Below are 19,073 nucleotides of genomic sequence, written 5' to 3' on the forward strand. Positions count from 1 at the left end.
TACCCATGATGGTGGCTATGACCTGACCCTATGTGCTGGTGGCTCCACCCAGCTTGGCCACCCGAGCAGACAAAGGCCCGGTTCAATACCGGCGGGGCATAGTACTCGCGGCAGGCTATGTGGAATTGCAGGGGTTGTTACTCCTTTGAAAAAGGCATTTATACTTGATCGAACCTGAGTTGAAACCCCAGAAGTATCTAGCGACATTGACTGGAATCTCGTTCACCGATTGGCGTAATTATGAGCATACCAACACCCGTATTCGGCTTACTCATCGAATACTTTGAAACCGGAACCGAAGGCGTAGTCTGGGCACTGCAGCAGGATGGCACCGCTGGCTACGAAGGCCTGATTATTTTGGAGCCTGGTGATCAGGTTGACATCTTTAACCATAATGGCCAGAAGGTTTATGGCGGTATTATTGTGCCCGACTATTCTATTGGGGCTAGGCAAAGACCTGGCTCGACTATTTCTCAGCCAGTAGCGCTAGGAAGGTGGGCGCACTGGATTCAGTCAGGATTTGAGCCTGATGTCTGGGCTGAATACTTCTGTTCTGGCAGGTTTCGCGGTGCAATTTATAAGCGCGCGTGAAACACGTAAATAGGCATGATATTGGTCTTCAATTGACTCCAGTAATGCCGGGATATCCCGTAAACTACCTAAAATTATCTCCAGTTTGCGTAATTACACGTAGTGAAGGTAATCGCGGATAATTTGCAGCGTTGTCGTTGAGTAAAGAATAAAGAGCGCATAACTCTACGTTGTCTTAGGCGACGGGATCCGAAGGAGCGTCGGTTAGAGGATATTTCGATAGCAGAAACCTCACTCAAGATATGCCATTTTCGGCTATAGAAAGCGCATTTTGTATCAGTTTAAATATCACTTACTAGGGGCTAGTGGGGCGCGTTTCCTTTTGATTTATAAGGAAATTATCTTTTCCGTCCAAACCAAATGAAGATTATTACGTCATTTTTGTATCAGTTCCTATATCAGTTAACCGGACCTGCTATAAGAAACCATAATTTTGTATATTTCGTTCCAATCAGTACCCTCTAGTGTAGATTTGCGCGTCACCGACTTCAGAATGTATTGCTACGGTAGAGCATTTCTCTGGAGATGTAATTACAAAGCTCACCACGAAAAACCTCAAATACAAGGAGTATGTTTTGTCTGGCAAGGCAAGTCACACGGCGGCAGATGTCTGGAGGAGCACGCATAGACATCTCCCTTATTTAATCTTTATTCAATGGGAATCACTATGTAATCCCCAACCCTAAAAGCCTTAATAAGCCTTTGGCAATTCACAAAACTGACATACGGGCAAACAACCCAAGCATCAAATATCCAGTCGCATGCTTGAGCAACCAACTAAGAACTAAACATTAAAGTCTCAAACTAGATTGCTCTGCACGGAGTTTAAACCGCGTAGAACGCTTTAGTCGCTAATCTTTCGACTGGAGTAAGACTGTAAACGAATCTTCTTCTTGCCAAAGCGCTCGAATCCAATCATTCTCCTGTATACGGGTATCGCCCCACCCCTCACCCGCCCACAATACTTGGGAATCCCAGTCCGCATTGATATAGGCAAAAACACCAATGATATCGCTATGCTGTTCTAAATGATCGAAGACCGGTCGATACCAGCTATCCCACAGCTCAAGCGACTCGGATTTGGTAAGTTCGTCTAACTGAAATCCGCGCGGTGCAGCTTCGGCGATAAAGATAGGTTTTTGCTTGGCTTGGGCAAACTGGACGGTACCAAGCTTTGATGAGCCAAGCACTAGACCGGCGTCAAATATTGAATAGCCAATCCACTGCACATACTCGTCGCCGGGCCAGTAATCTTCCCACTTCGAAGCTGTGCTGGCCGGTGTCACTGAGCTCATCACGGTATTAAAGTTAGTCAACTCGTGGGCCAGGAAGGTATCCACAATGCGGCGGAAGGCTTGTTTGAAGGCAGTGGGATCGTAGTGGTTATGGGCCCCGTCAAACTCGTAACCCGGGCGCACGAAGAAAAACACCTCTGGATAGTCGCCAATAAAACGGGCTACTTGTTCGATACATGCGTCTTTATCACCATTGGCGGTGGCCACTTCCGAGTCGTTGTAGGCCATATCAATGGACAGGTGTATTCGCACCCCCTCGAGCGTGCCCGAATCCAAATAATGCTTTAGATTAATAGGCCCCGCGCCGTAGTCTACAGTAGTGACTAAGCCGGGTAGTTCTGGTAAACAATCAAAGCCAAAACCGATATAAGAAGTTATGCCCGCTGGTACACCCAGATGATCTATATAGCCATTACTGTAGGTGAAATTACCCCCGACAGAAGCGTTATCCTGGCCGACAAACAACCAAGTTTTGTCGGCCTCTGGGCGATAGACCGGAGGCATGGCTGAGACCGGCTCATGCGGTGTATCTGGCTCAAGCTCGGAGTTAGGCGTTTCGGGCGCATCGGACTCTGGTCCACTGGAGTACGGCCCGGCGGACCCACCCCCGGAACCGCCGCAAGCGCTCAAACTCAGCGCCAGCAAGGACAATACGATCGAAGCAGCCTGAGCGTGTATTTTACACATCGTCACAAAACGCCTCACGAATCATGGCCATTTGACGCTGAATGGCCAGACTGTCCCGCGCGGCCACCACCGAAGAGCCCGCCCTGCCGGCCAGCAAGTCATTGGTCACCGCTTGGGCCTCATAATGAAAGCCATCTGTCGCTCGCTCGTCCACGAAGTGATCGACTCGATCATCCAGCACATACAAAGACGCCTCGCGTGCGCGCCAAAAATCAGGGATGGCGATGTAACCCTCCTCACCGATAATGTACGCCCAATTTTGCAGTTTGCAGCGAAAGGAGGTGCCGAGCGTCGCGACCGCATCCGCATAATTGAACAACACCGCCAGATCGTCCTCTACTCCGTTGGGGGCATGGCGGGACACTACCTGAACCTCGGTCGGGTCTTGTTTCATAAATAGCCACGCCAAAGCTACGGGATATACCCCCATCTCCAACAGACAACCGCCTGCCAATTTCGCATCGTACACGCGCTTTTTAGAATCAAAAGGAAGCTGAGGGTAACCAAAATCAGCTTTAATCTGGCAAATGCGACCAATGCGCCCTTCTTGCACCCAACGCAAAGCCGTCTGCACCGGTGGCAGAAAGTAAGTCCACATGGCTTCCATCAAATAGCCACCTGTGCGCTCGGCGACACGCTGTAACTCCTCGCACTCTTTGGGAGTTACCGTCATCGGCTTTTCGCACAGCACTGCTTTGCCATGCTCTAACGCGGCCTTGGCATGCTCAAAATGTAAGTTGTGAGGAGTTCCGATGTAAATCACATCGATGTCCGGATCAGTCAGGAGCCCCTCGTAGCCCTCATAAGCCTTGGCGATGCCATGCTCGCGGGCGAAGGCAGAAGCAATATCACCGTTGCGAGCTGCTACAGCGTGTATCACCGCGTTTTCAACGACGGCAAAGTCGCGGGCAAACTGTCCAACAATATTTCCCGCGCTCAGCAGCCCCCAATGAATGGGCCGGCTCATGATTGCCCTCCCCGCGTAAAGTCAGCTTCCAATTCCTCCAGGGTTTTACCTTTAGTCTCCGGCAACAGCCAATACACCAACACCAACCCAATAATCGCGAAGACTCCGTAATTCAAAAAGGTGATCGCTGAGCCCCAGTTAGATAACTGCCACGGAAAGATGAATTGCACCATAAAGCTGACAGCGCTGTTGACTACACCGATAAACGCCATCCCGACACCTCGCAAATGATTCGGGAAAATTTCCGAGAGCAAAACCCACATCACCGGCCCTAGAGAGACCGCAAACGAGGCTACAAACCCGAGAATACCGATTAGAATCAGTGTTGGTTGGATATTGATAGCCGCTTTGATAATCTGGCCCTGCTGCTCGCGCAACTCGCTTTCACTCAGGTATTCGCGCAGCGCCCGCTTGAAGGTCACATCATTCTTGTACACCACACCCTCCAGCGGTACCAGGCGGGTTTTTAGCTCAACGTTTTCAATTTCAATTGCTCGAGCGTCATCCACTACAAAAGTTGCTTGTTTAAAGCCATAAGCACATATTGCCATGCTAAGAATCACGCCGAATAAACCCACCAGAAGCAGAGGGCGGCGACCGTAGCGGTCTATGCAGAACATGGCGACCAGAGTAAACACAACATTGGTTAACCCTACCCAGATAGCTTGTACAAATGCTGCGTTTGTGCCCACACCACTCTGTTCAAAAATCGTAGGGGCGTAAAAATAAATGGCGTTTACGCCCGTAATTTGCTGAGCCACTCCCAATACCAGCCCCACGACCAGCGCGAGTCGAACACTCGGTTTCATTAGCTTCGCGAGCCGTTTAAAGAACGGCTCCAAAGCGCTGGTATGGCTCGCTCGAATCTCTTCCACTTCGCGCTCAGCATCCACTCCCGGCGTTAGCTTGCGAATGACGGCTAGCGCACGCTTCGACTGGTTGTTCAGGACCAGCCATCGAGGGCTTTCTGGGATTCGTAATAACATCAGTACATATAGGCCCGCCGGTACCAACTCTATACCGAGCATCCAACGCCATGTGTGTGAGTCTAAGCCAATCGTATCGACCCAATCGGCTCCCGAGGAAGCGGTCTGCAACAAAACATAATTGGCAAAATACGCTGCAGAAAAACCAACGACGATATTTAACTGATTGATGGACACCATACGTCCACGCTGAGAAGGGTGGGATATTTCAGCAATGTAAATCGGTGCCAACGAGAGCGACCCGAAACCCAAACCACCGATAAAACGCGCAAGGGTGATCGTAAAAAAGTCAGGAGCCAAAGCCGAGAAGCCGGCGGACACTGTGTACAAAATCGCTATCAACAAAAGCACCGGCTTTCGACCAAAACGATCGCTCAAAGGACCTGCCGAACCACCCGCTATAATCCCGGCCGCCGTTGGTGCGGCAACCACCAAGCCCATTTGCCAGTCAGAAAGGGCAAAATCGGCTGCTATGGAGGTAATAGCACCAGAGATAATCGAAGCGTCAAAACCATAAAGAAACCCGCCCAACGCCACCACAATGGCAAGCCGAAAGGCTTGTGCTGTACCGGCGGTAGGTGCTATGGGCACGGCAGCTGACGGCTGGCTCATGCTCCACCTCCCGCCAACCGGTCTTCCACCACGGAACTGGTCTCAAACTTATACCGCATATTGCGATAAACACACACATCGGTAATGTCTTCCGGCGTCCCCTTCGGACAACACCGGTAATTGGTAGACACGCGGTAGCCCCCGACGACCGGACGCACCCGATGCCAGGTGTGGCCATGAAGCATAACCAGTGTGCCTTTTTTCGGGGTAAGCACTACTTGATCATCGAACTCTTCGTTTACCTCCCCCACGGTAATAGTACCCCGGCGGTGAGAACCGGGAATGACCAAGGTCTGACCGCCCACTTCCTCACGAATATCGTCAGTGTAAATCAGGCGGTTGACGTTGAAGCGTGCAGCGCTTTCTTCCGGGTCACAATCCTGGTGCCAGGCCTGGCCTTTGGTTCCCTTGCGGGAAAACATGGTCATGCAATACAACGAATACCAGCCCTCTCCCAGTAGCGCTTCGGTCAGCGCCGTAAGGCGGGGATCATTCTCCGCCACATCGAAGGCATTCTGCCCCTCTTGCTGGGGAAACCAGGGAATGACTTCCGTGGCAGACTTATTCAAAAACTCATCCGTATGAAGAAATGCCGGGCTCGAGCCAAAATGGCGAACAATGAGTTCCTGGTATTGATCCATCAATTCAGGCTCAAAAAAATCTTCCAGCACCAGATAACCATCGCGCCAGAATTGTTGGGCTAACGCTTCGTAGTTCATATAACCCCCGACCCTCTACGGTCTTTCGTTATTGTAAAGTTAGTTATTCAGCGGGTGCCGGCTTTTAAAGCCTTACCTCTATGTGCAACACCCGACGTTTTTTATTACACCTAAGACTCTCTACGGTACGAGAAATGGCCAAAGTCCGCCGCTCGGGCCGTGCCGTTCAAATCCTGACACGCCATTCCGATAAACGTCCCGGTAAAGCTGGCTCCCTCCCCTTTCCCCGCCTCGCAGGATAGGTAGCGATAATCCAGCGTTACCGGCAGCTCAATCCACTCGCTATCGTCATAACGATAAGAGAAGGTCAGCTCCGCTCGACGCACAACCGCTTTCAGGTGCACTTGGCAACCGGGCTTCAGCGCAATGGGCTCGACCGGAAAGCTGGCTTCCAAGCCCTGCTCAGCGTGGCAGGACATAATAGCCAGCTGCTTGCCTTTTTCTTCATCATGAGAGATGTATAGGTAATGAAACTTCTGTGAATTGTAGTAGCAGACAAGACCAGCCATTTGCTGAAAACTCTCGGGCTCAAATTCTACTGAGGTACTCGCTTCGCATTCCAGACTGTCCTGGCGCAGAGCAACAAAAGAGGACTCGTAATAGCTGCCTAGAGACTCACGCCCAAACAAACGAAGGTAACCTGACCGCTCAGTCAAGCTGAACAAGCGCTCGTGGCGCGGTGTTCTCAACCATTGAAATGCCGATGGCAGCTCGCTCTGCTCAAAGTCGAAATCAGTCGCCGGTATTGACCAAGGTTGCTCCGGCAGGTCCGGCGCCTGGACCGAGTCTTCCGGCAGACCGGCCCCATTGTCCAGACGCAACCAGCCCTGCTCGTCCCAGCGCACGCGCTGTATGGAAGACTCCCTCCCCAGAGGACTAAAGCGATCAATAGAGGACAGAGGCCGCGAGCACAAATGGACCGCATAGTGCTCGTTTCCGTCAGGTGTATCCACCACCGAGCCATGACCACAGCGCTGCAGAGGAAGATCGGGATTATCTTTAGCGGTAATAAAATGGCCGTTAGGATCCAACTCATAAGGGCCACTTAATGAACGCGAGCGAGCCAAAGTCATCGCGTGGTTATAGCCCGTACCACCTTCGGCAGTCAAAAGATAATAATATCCATCGCGCTTATATATGTGGGGCCCTTCTGTAAAACCAAGCTCGGATCCTTTGAATATATTCTGCGGTGAACCGACAAGTTTTCCAGAGGAAGTATCGTACTCTTGCAGCATAATACCGCCAAAAAACGTCCTGTCAGGTCTATGGTCCCAAACCATATTAGTCAACCATTTGCGACCATCATCGTCATGAAATAGTGATGGATCAAAACCACTACTGTTTAAATAAATTGGATCGCTCCACTCGCCATCAATACTCTCACAGGTGGTGAGGTAGTTATGAGTATCCTTAAAATTTCCGTCAAAGCGCTTGACGTCGGTGTAGACCAGCCAGAAAACCCCATCAGCCCAAGTCAGACAGGGCGCCCAAACGCCACAGGAATCCGGTTCGCCTGTCATATCCAAAAGCGCAGCACGGTTAAGTGGGCGACTTACTAAGCGCCAGTTCTTTAAGTCACGCGAATGATGAATTTGTACTCCTGGATACCACTCAAAGGTAGAAGTAGCAATGTAAAAGTCTTCGCCAACACGAACGATGGAAGGGTCGGGATTGAAACCCGGTAAGATGGGGTTATTAATCTTTTTAGTGGTCATGGAATAACATCTTTTTTACTGAATTGTATTCAATGCTGATCGATATTTAACACCCGCCTCCGTGCTCACAAACCATATAGTTCATGAGTTGGTATCATTGACCTAACTGTCGTAAGCTCGGTAAAGAAGTGACAGCCAGAATCCGTTGTTAGTCGACCAATCGTTTATTGCGTTTATTTTTCACTCGCTAAGCGAGCTGTTGCGTGAAAAAAATGGCTGCCCGAAGACAGCCAAAAGCGCTTAGGGAGGATATCCTCTTACTAAGTCTAGCTTTGGAGAGCTCAGCTAGAAGGTCGCGCAAACTCTTAGTTATGGATTTAAGCGAACAGCTTTAGGGCCAACGTCACCATTAAATTTTTATTTAACACCTGCACTTCGTGGCCCAGGAGGCCCACTACAGGCCTCCGACTACAACTCTATTGCATAAGAGCCTTCAGATTATAGTTTCGCTCATAGCCGATAATGACGCCCAAAGCCCGTGATGGCGCTACACCGCCATTAAGCACGGACACCTCTTACTCGTTACCGTTAACGTTAACAGTGAGGTGGTGCAAAGTCAATATAATTTTTTCAGCAAGTCTACCCATGCCAAACATCACTAAAGCAAAAGAGCTAAACCACTAGCCGTCTAATCCTCTCGGTAAGAGTAGCGAGTCACATTAAAAATACTTGTCGATTGGAAAAATACAGCTTCGAATACCTGGTGCGCGATAAATAATCGAATAGAAAGGGGTCAGTACTGCACCAACCACCTCGTTAAAGTTGTTATAGGTCTTTTCTAGCGCTCCACTGCAGAAATACCTCCAAGGCCTCGACACTTTGCGCGACAGGCGCTCCTTAAAAGCCACATGTAAGAAATTGTACGGTTCAGCCCGTTAGTCTTGGCCCTTTCGATCAAGCTGTAAGGACAAGTGCGGGCCTTGGCTCCGGCCTGCCTGTTGTCGATGGGGTGGACACCATCGTCTAGATAACGGACGAGTCTACCTCACTGATTATCCAGGTATAACAATGCGTTGCCAGTCGCGCTTTGACACGGCACATTCGTCAGCCTTTTCTCCGTTCAGACTCTGAACTTGTCGGTGATCGGCCTTGCCAGCTTTTCCCTTTTTCTGGACAACTTTGGCCTCCATGAGCTGTCGTCGGTCATGGGACCAGCAACCAAGGCGGGTAATGCGGTAATCCTTGCACGCTTTTCCGTAGCCTTCGTAGCGATCTATTATGAGGGTGCGAACGGCCCATCGAGTAGGTCCATCGGCACCGGCTGACGCCGGGAGTCGGCGTAACGGAATAACAGGTGGGAGTGGAGCGAACCTGCCCATCACCCACATGTAACATCGACTCTCGGCGGTTTTGCGCGACCCGTTATGCAGATACACAGTCGCTTCGTCCAGGTGCATGACGGACTGTTCCAGAAGCGAGCCATTCAGTATGGCTGATCAATCGTTTTCCAACTGTCCCGAACGAATCGTCCCAGTACAGCACTTCAATTTATTGCGTTTTGTTGCAGAAGGCACACAGCGCTCGACTAATAATCGAGAGTGCCATGTCATCCTGAACGATGACATTCAACAGTTGATAGCCTTGCGAAAGTCACCAGCTTACAATGTAGGTGATTTTCGACACCCTCGAGCCACTGGATCATGCCGCCAAGGCCGTGACCGGGTGGTGCAATGCTGCCCCAATCGCGCGGAAATCTTCGCCGTGACTGAACAGTAGCGCATCGCCACCTCACCAAACTGCTTAGACTCGGCCAGAACGGTTTGGATTAACCCGCTTTGCTCGAACTCTTCGATCAAAACCGGCCACTCAGACTGAGGAGGTATTTTTCATAAAAACCTTCTGTTATTGAAAACACAAAAGCTACATACATCAAGCTAGATTGGGGAGGTAGGATTTAGCTTGGCGCTTAATAATAAACTGTCTAGACGCCGGCCCGTCCTGTCGTTATAGTGTAGATTCGTTTAAAAAAGAGAATAATATGCCCCAAAATATAAAACGTGTGATTATACTCGGTGGCGGCAGTGCCGGATGGTTAACCGCGAGCATTATCGCAGCCGAGCACGGCGGAAGAAACTCCGCCAACATCCAGTTAACCTTGATCGAATCACCCGATGTCGCAACAGTGGGGGTCGGAGAAGGCACTTGGCCGACAATGCGTCAAACACTAAGAAAAATTGGTATATCAGAAACAACCTTTTTCCGCGAGTGCGATGCATCATTTAAACAAGGTTCACAGTTTCGTGGCTGGGCAGATGGGACCGATAATGATACATACTATCACCCGTTCGTACTGCCAGAAGGGTATCTCGACACCGACTTGCATCGCTACTGGCAGCAGAATTGCCAGGATACTTCTTTCGCTGACGCTTTTACAGTTCAGACTCATTTGTGCAAGCTCGAATTGGCTCCCAAACAATTCGCAACACCGGATTACGCAGCCGTCGTCAATTACGGCTACCACCTAAACGTCGGGAAATTCGGTCAACTATTACAGCGCCACGCGACACAAAACCTTGGCGTAGCCCATATCCTCGACCATGTGACAGGCATTAACAGTTTAAGCAATGGTGATATAGCGTCTCTCAGAACTCGCGATAACGGCGAACTTAACGCTGACTTATTTATCGATTGCAGCGGCAGCGCGTCGCTACTATTAGGCAAACACTTTAGTGTAGCCTGGAATGATTGCCGACCATTTCTATTCAATGATCGGGCAATTACCACTCAGATACCCTACAACAACCCTCAAGCCCCAGTAGCATCTACCACTATATCCACAGCACAACCCGAAGGCTGGATTTGGGACATTGCGTTACCAACACGACGCGGTGTCGGGCACGTTTACGCTAGTGACTTCACTAGTGATGAACATGCCGAACATCATCTGCGTAAATACGCCGCACGTGACATAGGCGAAAAAAGCGCAGAACAACTAGACGTTAAAACGATAAAATTTGAGCCCGGTCACCGCAAACAGTTTTGGCATCGTAATTGTGTGGCTGTGGGGATGTCCGCTGGCTTTATAGAACCATTAGAAGCCTCCGCTTTGGTGCTAGTAGAATTAGCTGCCCAGATGATTCGCGACGAACTACCCAAAAATCGCGAGATGATGGACCTTGTAGCCCGGAACTTTAACAGTAAATTCCTATATCGCTGGGAACGTATTATCGAATTTCTAAAATTGCATTATTTACTGTCGCAACGCGAGGAAGGCTACTGGAAAACACATCGCCAGCCAGCAACGATTCCAAGCCACTTAGAAGAAAAACTTCAACTATGGCGTTACCGCCCGCCATCTGAATACGACTTTGATCGAAAAGACGAGATCTTTTCCTCTGCCAGCTATCAATATGTATTGTACGGAATGGGATTTCACACTGAGATGAGGGCCTCCAACAAGGCAGCTGATTACGACAAGATTATCGAGCGTCACTTAAACCAAAACAGAGAAAAACTAGGTAAGTATACACGTGGCTTGCCAAGTAATCGGGCCCTTATTTCTCACCTATGTCGCTAGGCAATGTATGAGAAAGTACTGAAATTTAAAAATTCGATTTTTCTTCGGGGCTTTCTAATTCTAGGAAAACAATAAAAGCTCATATTTACCAGTTTTGACGTGAAACTCGCTTTGGGACGCCCCAAGTCCATCTAGAGCATCTTTCCCAACAACTATAAGTCACTGTTTTCTAGATCCAGCGCCGCGTCATGCCACCCTTTGAAAGCTACTTAGAGGTTTCTACTCACCATAGCAAAGCTGCGCCGCAACTTGCACGAACCACACGAAAAAGCTACGGCACAGCACTTTTAATTTAGGTGGAAATTAGGGACGAAGGTCAACTAAGTAGCCCCCATTCGCAGTTGCCCAGATTTGAAGTTGGGAATACTCACGCTCACCCACAGGAATAAAGGCCATTCCCCCATAGGTACTTCCACCATACCCACCGACCAACCGCCATTCACAACCAGCGTAATTAGTAAAATCACTGGCCGGCGGAAGCGCCTGAGCCATAGACGCCAACAATACTGCCACGCCCGCTGATACGAACTTTAATACGCTCTTGATACTATTCTTCATAATGTACTCCTTACATTGAACTGAACTAATGCGGTAGCACTAGCCATTTGGGGCTTTCCCCAAATTAATCATCCGTTAGATTAATCAGTGATTGACCATCTCTTCCGATGTAAACTTCGACCTCCCCCGCTTCAAAGTTAGGCACCATCACGAACTCGGATTTAACGCTGGATACCAGAGCAGAGGATAGTTTCTGATATATAGTGTTGTGGTCGCCGCTGTACAGTCTTAACCGACATGACCGAATTTTGCATTCAACTTCACTCAAAGAAATATTATAAAGCGATTCATCCTCTAAAAATAAATCAATAATTTCTTGATTTTTTTCAGTAGCCTTGACCCGATCACCAATATTTTGATTTTCAAAATCAGATGCTACGTTATCGAAAGTAGGACTTTGCTTTCCAGACAACAATCGATCTTTAATATACAACCCTCGGGCAGCACTCTTTATTATCTCCTCTTCAGCTATAGGAGATTTTTTTACAGCCACAACCTTCTTTATGGTTTTAGTATCCTTCGACCAATCAACCTCTAAAGATTCACTGATTTTTTCTGACGTAGATGTACCTTCAACTATTATTTTTTCAGAACTCCTATCCTTACCCTTACCATACTTATGCTCAAGGGAAGCGACATGATTCTGTAGATAAATTATTTTTTCATTTTCCTTATGGCACGAACCTTCACCATGAAAACGTTTTTCATCACCCGAATATTTTAAGAAAAAACCTAGAAAGAAAAAAATCGAGCAGGAAAAAATAATATTAAATCCTTTCATTATCTATTCCTCTCTTATTCCTCATAAAATCTATATAATATTTATCGGTCGACTAATCATAGATTTCAATTTAAGTCATTAACGAATATAGCAAAACCAAAACGTAGAACTTTATAATTAGCTTTAACAACTCGCAAAAAGTAGTAAAAAAAGCCGCCCAAAGGCGGCTTTTTTACCGAACATTACAAATTAGAAGTTCCAGCGAGCGCCCAAGGTGTAACGAGCGCCATATTGATACGCATTAAGAAGCTGAGCCTCGTAACGGCTATAGGTTCGCTGTGTTTCCTCAGTAACGTTCAGCCCTTCAAGAAAGACCGAAATATTGTCTGTTACATCATAGGTAACGCTAAGATCTACCTGACCGTAAGCTTCGGTAAAGCGCGGTTGAGTCTGATCACCCGCACTCGCTCCGAAACCAGAAAGGAACTCATCACGCCAGTTGTAAGCAATACGAGCCTGGAAGCCGTAACCCTCGTAGAAACCCACTAAGTTGGCCGAATCACTCAGGCCCGGCAAAGCAAACTGATACCCCACCTGAGCACGATCTACCTCTGAATCACTACTTACGTCAGTATAGTTGGCCTGAACACCAAAGCCCGTATCCCAAAACATGTGCTGCAACGCAATTTCATATCCCCAAACATGGGCATCTTCACCGTTTGACGGAAGCTGAACCTGCCAGTTAATCAATGGATCAGAACCGTCTTGACGAATACCTTGCGAAACACCGTCCGGCATAGTAACCGCATACCCCAAATCTACCGTTTCGTAGTAGATTTCTTCAATGGTAGCGTCTGGCCCCACATTAGCAGCTGCTTCCGCAGCACGGTCACCAGCGGCGGGGTCACGCAAACCAAATAAGGCTTCTTCACGAACCTCTGTGACCAAAAAGTTGTCTACTCGCTTATCAAAGTAACCGATAGATGCATAACTGCCTTCGCCATAATACCACTCAAGCGACAGGTCAATATTGTCTGAACTGTAAGGAAGCAGATCAGGGTTACCCCGAGAAGCGCTACGCTGACCCGGCTTTGGATTTGCAGAAACAGACGTAGTACCACGCATCGACGCTAAATCTGAGCGGGTAATGGTTTGACTATAAGAAAAACGTGCTATTAAGTCATCGGTGATACCCAAGCTGGTATCCAAGCTTGGGAGAAAGTTGTCGTAACTTGACTCCACCTCAGAGAAGCTTGATTCATCGGCAAAACGAGTAAACCATTCAGTTGGTGAGGCCCAATCTACGTATAAAGCCTCACGCTGCATACTGCTCGCCAAAACATCAGTATCTTCATAACGGATACCGGCTACGGCATTGAACGGCATACCATTAAAGTCACTGGAAAAATTAAACTGCATGAACGCACTAAAAATATCTTCAGTGATTCGGTGGTCATCAGTAAAATCACCCGGACCAAATTCAGCAGAAAGCGATCCACTTTCTTCAGCACGAGCAAGAACATCGGCGGGCAAATACTGGAAGTATGAATCAGGAAGCGAAGAGCCGCCACCAGACAATTCGCTAAATAAATCATCCGTACTAACAGGAGTCAAAAGATCGGAGAATACGCCCGCATCTGCAAATGCGTTACCACCGCCAGCCTGAAAAAAGGAACCAACAAAAGCAGACCGGTTTATCATTTCCTTCTGAGCCACACCAAAGTCGATACTGGTTAAGCCTTCATCCGTATCAGCAGACCAGGAACCACTCAACTGAAACTCGTCGATCTCCGTATCCATAAAGCTACGGTTGGCAATTGCAATATTAGAACCTACCTGCTCCGGCTCAAAAGTAGAGCTATTTGGCTGAGTGGTGATGACCGGAATCTCGGTGGAACTAGCATCATATGTTTTTCCCTCACCAGCGGCCCCATTAAAAGGAACGCCTAGGATAATAAAGCTGTTGTTACCGTCATCCGCACCTTCCGCCGTTGCGGTAGAAGAGTGCCAATCGGCCTCAAAGCTTAAGTTCTCAGTTGCTTGCCACTCGACATTTAAACCAACGGAGTCTGTTTCATTCAGAATCGTATCGTTATAACCGAAATAGTCGTAGCTACCACCTCTTTCAGAAGTTTTAGTAGTGGAGCCATTTTCATCAATAGTTGCATTATCAACGTTGCCGCCACCATTAAACCATACACCGAACTGGTTGCGCGCAATATTATCTTCGAAGTCCGCGTAAAAATAGTCTAACGTAGCAGTAAACTCTTCAACTGGCTGAAACTGCACTGTAGCTTGCGCATTCGTTCTAGTTCGCTCGTGATCTGCCACGTCAAACTTAGTGTTTTGAGGGTAAAAGTAATTTTCAACCCCTTCGGCCCGATTGTCCGTAACGTTGGCGGCCGCAGGATTAAGACCGCCGTTGGTTACCCAGCCATCTATTTGAGCGTTTTGCTCGCGATTATGGCGTTCCTGATAAGACCCAGCTACCAACACACCTAACTTGTCATCCAACATTGTTGTGCTAAACAAGCCTGATATCTCTGGGGTGACATCATCACCCGCTTCGACCGAAGCCTCATGAACAGCCTTAACGCCGACGGTTGCCTTAGTCTGACCAATATTTAATGGTCGAGGCGTAGAAATATTGATAGTAGAACCGATGCCACCGGAAGCCACATCAGCCTTGCCTGTTTTATAAACCTGAACACCTGAAACGCTCTCAGAAGCCAAGTTGGCAAAATCAAACGAACGAGTCGCCGGTGCCGAAGAGAAACCAATTTGTGACGCCGGCATAGAACGACCATTAAGAGTCACGAGGTTAAAGTCCGGGCCAAAGCCGCGCACGGTTACACGCGAGCCTTCGTTGTTTTGACGATCAATCGACACGCCGGAAATACGCTGAAGAGATTCCGCTAAGTTGGTATCAGGGAATTTACCGATATCTTCCGCGGAAATGGCGTCGACAACACCATTGGCGTCGCGTTTGATATCCATAGCGCGATCCAACGAAGCGCGAATACCGGTTACGACTACTTCCTCCAACATACCGACGTTGGCTTGGTTATCTTGTTGCGCTGTGGCTTCAGCAACACCTCCCCCCATCACTAGCGCGATGGACGAAGATAAAAGACGTTGTTTTACAGTGAGTTGGCTCATTATTTTTTTGCTCCAGTTTATCTGCTTATCGATGGGCTGGAGATAACCTGGTCCTCACCTCCAGCTAGCGCACCCTATTGCGCGTTACCGTTAACGTTAACAAAAGCGTTGTCAGGGCGTCAACAAAAATATTTAAGCTAGTCGTTATACAGTGGGATGGGAGGAGAGTTTGAAAGACTCAAAAAGGTGGGAACCCGCAGAACTTGCGGGCTATTCAAGCACAGTTGACCCCCGCTGGATAAGTGAGTGGGCCAATATTTCATGTTTTTGCAGCTTTATTCCAAGCAGGCTATCGGCTTTAACCACCTCAATCAGCAGATTAACCGATTGTGTTGATAACTCCTTAATAGGTTGGCGCACGGTGGTAAGCTGAGGGAAAATAGATGTCGCAATGTTGGTATCGTCAAAACCTGCAACGGCCAAATCCTCTGGCACCCACATACCCCGACGATGGGCGGCGGCAATAACTGCGCTAGCCATATCGTCGTTACTGGCGAATATGGCGGTCACGGGTTTACCGGAATCCAGTATTTGCTTGCAAGCTTCCATACCACTACTGAAAGAAAAGCTACCCTCGGCAACAAGGGCCTCATCCACAGGCAAACCATGCTTGCTCATTGCATCTTGGAACCCCTTGAAACGGCTGACCGCAATCCCCTGATGGACATCCCCCTTGATAAACCCAATAGCCTTGTGACCCTGGGCAATCAAGTGTTCGGTCATTTCAAAAGTAGCGCGGTAATCGTCAATAGAAACATAGGAAGAGCGATCCAGTTCCAGCCCGGGGCCTACGCGGACATAGCGGACTCCAACTTTATCTAATGCATCTAATAAAGGGACGTACTCGCATAAAGGAGGAGGTATAATCATCCCATCAAGCTTGTATCGTTTGGTTAACTCCTCGACGATCGAGTCCACATCCATTTCACCATAGGAGCAAGGCTCAATGACCAGGTGATACCCCAGCTCGTTACAGCGCTGCAGAACACCAATTAAATATTGACTGATATAACTGCCCAGAGAGTTATCATACAAAAAGCCAATCAGATATGACTGACTTCCAGACAAACTGCGAGCGGAGGCATCAAGCCGATAGTTCAGCGCCTGAACGGCTTCCATCACCTTGTCATAGGTATCAGCGGCCACCCGATCTTTGTTTAAGACCCTTGAAACAGTCATCAGAGACACACCCGCCCGCTTGGCCACGTCCTTCATCGTAACTCTGGTCGACTTACCAGCGCGTTGCTTTTTACTCATTCAGCTTCCAAAAAATCATATAAACCAACCTAGTACCCCGCGCGCTCAACGGAACGCGGTGCGGCTTTAGTAACACAAATATCGAAAAAATGCTACGCTGGAGTGCACTTAGACACCAGTACGCCATTATAGTTAACTCCCACTGAGCGGGCGCTCCGAAAAGCTCAAAGCGACTGCGCCGCGACAGAAAAAGTTGAATCGGGCATACCCTAGAAACCCACAATTAACCGCTCCCACAAACCTTTGCCCTCTACAAGTCTCATGGCTACCAATGCCCGACATTCTAAAATAGAACTCGTATTGCGCTAAAAACGAACTACGATTGGACCAACCAGGCCTCTAGGAAATGCACAACATTAAACCATGAATGGCATACTGTGGCATGTATATACACCCCGCATTTAATCCACGATCCGATAAAAAGTAAGGTAGACCTGATTGTGATAAAACGACCTATTTACACTCGCTTTAATCTATTATTTACATCCCTTGCGATTATGTTTTTACTGGCTGGCTGTCAAAATTCGCCTCAAACAAGCCACCATACCTACCATGTCTCACCCCAGGGTACGAACGAGGCCAGTGGTAGCGCCAACGACCCGTTCAACTCCATTAACGCCGCTGCACAAAAAGCGCAGCCGGGCGATACAATACTGGTACACGCCGGCACCTATCGCGAATGGGTCAATCCGCCGCGCGGTGGCAACGCGAAGCAGGGCCCCATTGTTTACAAAGCCGCCGGCGATGGCCAAGCTCGTATTCTCGGATCTGAGCGGGTTAGCGGCTGGCAAAGACAGAGCAACGGCCTTTACCGAGTCTCACTCGATCCCGATTTTTTCGGCGAATTCAACCCTTTCTCGCAACTCACTCGCCACCCGGAATATGTCGAGGCCGATGAAGAAGGTGACGGCTGGGGCTGGTTGAAATACGGTCGCTGGACACACTTGGGAGATATTATTGCTGATGGAAAAGGATTAACCGAGCGCGAAACCTTGGATGAGCTAAACGGCCAGCCAATGAGTTGGTACGCGAGTGAAGACGACGGCAACACCATCTTATGGGCCAACTTTGGCGACCTGGACCCCAACCAAGTTTCGATAGAGGTTACCAGTCGCCCCTTCGGTTTTTTCCCGAGTAAGCCGGGCCTAAATCATATTACCGTTGAAGGATTTTCTGTTGAAAATATCGCCACTCATTGGGCGCCACCGACGGTTTTCCAGCCCGGCGCCATCGGCCCTAATGGCGGCAACCACTGGGTGATCAAAAATAATACTGTGCTTTACAGCAAAGGGGTATGCATATCTATTGGCAACCCTAATGGCGCTGCGGACAAAGATGGCAGCGGTTATCATCAAGTCATTGATAATGTGTTACTTCGTTGTGGCCAGGGCGGTATTGCCGGTGAAGCCTGGAATAAACATTCGCTGATAGCGGGTAATCATATAGAGGACATAAACTACCGCGAAGAGTTCGGGGGCTGGGAGACCGCCGGAATAAAACATCACAACACATCGAACCTAGTGATCAAAAACAACCTGATCCGCAATGTGTATACACTGGACCCAGAACGCGGAGCAGCCCACGGCATCTGGAACGACTTTAAAAACAAAGACTGGCGTATCGAAAGCAACGTGGTTATCGGTGCAGAGGCCTCATCAATTTTATTTGAAGCCAACTGGGACGGCTACCCTAACGTTTTCGCTAACAACGTCATCGTCGGGGGACAGGTTTCGGCCTATTCTTCACGGGGTGACGTCATGCTTCACAATCTATTTCTGGATGTAAAACACAGTTGGGGCAATCAAGACTGGCAGGATCGCCCCACGCTGGCCGACAGCTACTGGCTGAACAACCTGTTTATTGGTAAGGGATTAGACCCAGAGATTGAAGCCACCAATTTTCAATACTCGAACAACGCCTACCTTGGTGGTGCTGAGGCTTTACCTCAGGAAGAAAATGCAATGACTTTACCTGCTCAAGCTGAGTGGTCGATTCAAGAAGGTGCGACAGGCCTGAGTCTACAACTCACGCTGCCGCCGGGCACAGATACTCTCAAAGCAACACCAATAAACGCGCAAATGATTGATCTGGCGTTGACCATCGACCCTGCCGTATCCGCAGGGTTCTCAGGAGACAGCCGCCAAACTAAGCAGCTTAAGCCTGGCCCTTTTGTTGATTTGACAGCAGGAACCCATGTTTACCCGTTATTGCCACTTAGCGACCGCTATTTACGAGCGAAAGCATTTATAGGGGACTAAGCTTGGCTCAAGTATGAATCCATAGGGCTCA

General features: G+C 48.7%; 13 protein-coding genes. 3 read left to right on the forward strand and 10 right to left on the reverse strand.

Translation table 11 applies throughout. The features are described from left to right. Positions 1 to 240: 240 nt before the first annotated feature. Positions 241 to 591, forward strand: a complete 351-nt coding sequence (locus tag M6D89_RS12190; protein WP_253968356.1) for a hypothetical protein — start codon at positions 241 to 243, stop codon at positions 589 to 591. Between the two features lie 851 nt (positions 592 to 1,442). Here M6D89_RS12190 and M6D89_RS12195 read toward each other — a convergent pair. The 6 genes from M6D89_RS12195 to M6D89_RS17495 form a co-directional block, all read right to left on the reverse strand. Then, positions 1,443 to 2,579: a glycoside hydrolase family 26 protein gene (locus tag M6D89_RS12195; RefSeq protein ID WP_253968357.1), complete on the reverse strand. Its 1,137-nt coding sequence runs from the start codon at positions 2,577 to 2,579 to the stop codon at positions 1,443 to 1,445. After that, a complete protein-coding gene (locus M6D89_RS12200) occupies positions 2,566 to 3,540 on the reverse strand; it encodes a Gfo/Idh/MocA family protein (protein WP_253968358.1) in 975 nt (324 codons plus the stop codon). The genes M6D89_RS12195 and M6D89_RS12200 overlap by 14 nt, the downstream gene beginning before the upstream one ends. Continuing rightward, a complete protein-coding gene (locus tag M6D89_RS12205; RefSeq protein ID WP_253968359.1) occupies positions 3,537 to 5,138 on the reverse strand; it encodes a sugar porter family MFS transporter in 1,602 nt (533 codons plus the stop codon). Before M6D89_RS12205 ends, M6D89_RS12200 begins: the two co-directional genes overlap by 4 nt. Next, positions 5,135 to 5,857, reverse strand: a complete 723-nt coding sequence (locus M6D89_RS12210) for a phytanoyl-CoA dioxygenase family protein (RefSeq protein WP_253968360.1) — start codon at positions 5,855 to 5,857, stop codon at positions 5,135 to 5,137. The genes M6D89_RS12205 and M6D89_RS12210 overlap by 4 nt, the downstream gene beginning before the upstream one ends. Before the next feature lie 110 nt (positions 5,858 to 5,967). Then, positions 5,968 to 7,572 carry a glycoside hydrolase family 43 protein gene (locus tag M6D89_RS12215; protein ID WP_253968361.1) on the reverse strand — a complete coding sequence of 535 codons (1,605 nt, stop codon included), beginning with the start codon at positions 7,570 to 7,572 and terminating at the stop codon, positions 5,968 to 5,970. Positions 7,573 to 8,564: 992 nt separating this feature from the next. After that, positions 8,565 to 9,002, reverse strand: coding sequence for an IS66 family transposase (locus tag M6D89_RS17495; RefSeq protein ID WP_418930359.1), 438 nt, complete (start codon positions 9,000 to 9,002; stop codon positions 8,565 to 8,567). A gap of 548 nt (positions 9,003 to 9,550) precedes the next feature. Here M6D89_RS17495 and M6D89_RS12220 point away from each other — a divergent pair. After that, a complete protein-coding gene (locus tag M6D89_RS12220) occupies positions 9,551 to 11,089 on the forward strand; it encodes a tryptophan halogenase family protein (RefSeq protein WP_253968362.1) in 1,539 nt (512 codons plus the stop codon). A gap of 303 nt (positions 11,090 to 11,392) precedes the next feature. Here M6D89_RS12220 and M6D89_RS12225 read toward each other — a convergent pair whose 3' ends face one another. The 4 genes from M6D89_RS12225 to M6D89_RS12240 form a co-directional block, all read right to left on the reverse strand. Beyond that, positions 11,393 to 11,647: a hypothetical protein gene (locus tag M6D89_RS12225; RefSeq protein WP_253968363.1), complete on the reverse strand. Its 255-nt coding sequence runs from the start codon at positions 11,645 to 11,647 to the stop codon at positions 11,393 to 11,395. A gap of 64 nt (positions 11,648 to 11,711) precedes the next feature. Continuing rightward, complete coding sequence (locus M6D89_RS12230) at positions 11,712 to 12,428, reverse strand: hypothetical protein (protein WP_253968364.1); 717 nt, start codon at positions 12,426 to 12,428, stop codon at positions 11,712 to 11,714. A 189-nt stretch (positions 12,429 to 12,617) separates the two neighbouring features. After that, the gene (locus M6D89_RS12235) at positions 12,618 to 15,527 is read right to left on the reverse strand and encodes a TonB-dependent receptor (protein ID WP_253968365.1); all 2,910 of its coding nucleotides are present in this window, start codon (positions 15,525 to 15,527) and stop codon (positions 12,618 to 12,620) included. Between the two features lie 210 nt (positions 15,528 to 15,737). Beyond that, positions 15,738 to 16,784, reverse strand: coding sequence for a LacI family DNA-binding transcriptional regulator (locus M6D89_RS12240; RefSeq protein WP_253968366.1), 1,047 nt, complete (start codon positions 16,782 to 16,784; stop codon positions 15,738 to 15,740). A 440-nt stretch (positions 16,785 to 17,224) separates the two neighbouring features. Between M6D89_RS12240 and M6D89_RS12245 the strand changes: the two genes are divergently transcribed. Then, complete coding sequence (locus M6D89_RS12245) at positions 17,225 to 19,042, forward strand: right-handed parallel beta-helix repeat-containing protein (protein WP_253968367.1); 1,818 nt, start codon at positions 17,225 to 17,227, stop codon at positions 19,040 to 19,042. Positions 19,043 to 19,073 lie beyond the last annotated feature (31 nt).

This window comes from Gilvimarinus xylanilyticus, assembly GCF_024195295.1.
Classification (GTDB): domain Bacteria; phylum Pseudomonadota; class Gammaproteobacteria; order Pseudomonadales; family Cellvibrionaceae; genus Gilvimarinus; species Gilvimarinus xylanilyticus.